We start from the raw sequence: 803 nt of genomic DNA, 5'->3' as shown, positions 1-803 counted from the left end.
CTGCTCGGGCGCCTCGCCGAGGCGGGGGACGCGCGCGCGGCCGCGCGGTCGGCGGCGGCGGCGCTGGCGCGCTGGGCGGGGGTGTACGACGGGGGCCACCGGGTCGAGCTGGCCGACGGGCGCCTGTGGTACCGCCGCCGCGCCGCGGTGATGCCCGAGGAGCTGCTCCCGCTGGGCGGCGACCGCTTCGCCGCCGGCGCGACGCGGTTCGCGTTCGAGACGAGCGGCGCGACGGCGCGCCTCACCATCGAGCGCCCCGACGGGTCGCGGCTCGCCTACCCGCGCACCGCCGCGGTGGCCGCCGCGCCCTGAGGGGGCGCGCCCCGAGGGAGCGCGACCTGCGCGGCGATCACCGCCGACAGCCGCTCGGCGGCGTTGTCCCAGTTCGCGCGCACCGCGCGCTCCACCGCGTCGGCGCCCCCCGCGCGCACGGCGTCGGCGATCGCGCGGTGCTCGGCGTGCGTGACGCCGAAGTCGGCGCCCGCGCGCTGGAGCAGCGGGCCGTGGAACCACTCGTACCGCTCCAGCCGCGGGCGCAGCGCGTCGAGCAGCGCGCGGGTGACGGGGCCCGCGCACGCCGCCGCCAGCTCGGCGTGGAAGGCGTGGTGGAGCGCCGAGAGGCGGTCGGCGGTGCCCGGGTCGTCCTCGGCGAGGGTGCGCTCGAGCGCGTCGTCGAGCGCCAGCAGCGCGTCGTCGAGCGCGTCGGCCGGGTCGGCGGGGACCGCGGCGACGGCGCGGGCGGCGCTCGCCTCCAGCGCGCCCGCGGCGCGGTAGACCTCAAGTCGGATCGTAGGCATGTCGTT

2 protein-coding genes are annotated in these 803 nt (G+C 80.6%); one reads left to right on the top strand and one right to left on the bottom strand.

Annotated features, from left to right (window positions below; all coding sequences use genetic code 11):
* A partial coding sequence (locus PYV61_RS26115) for a hypothetical protein (protein ID WP_275836816.1) occupies nt 1–312 on the top strand: 312 nt, incomplete at its 5' end.
* On the opposite strand, the gene PYV61_RS26110 is transcribed toward PYV61_RS26115, so the two are convergent.
* On the bottom strand, nt 276–803 hold a 528-nt coding region (locus tag PYV61_RS26110), incomplete at its 5' end, for an FCD domain-containing protein (protein ID WP_275836815.1). The genes PYV61_RS26115 and PYV61_RS26110 overlap by 37 nt on opposite strands.

It is taken from the genome of Roseisolibacter sp. H3M3-2, from assembly GCF_029211165.1.
Taxonomy (GTDB): Bacteria; Gemmatimonadota; Gemmatimonadetes; order Gemmatimonadales; family Gemmatimonadaceae; genus Roseisolibacter.
The sequence above is the reverse complement of the archived record's forward strand: the minus strand, read 5'-3'. Positions and strand labels throughout refer to the sequence as shown.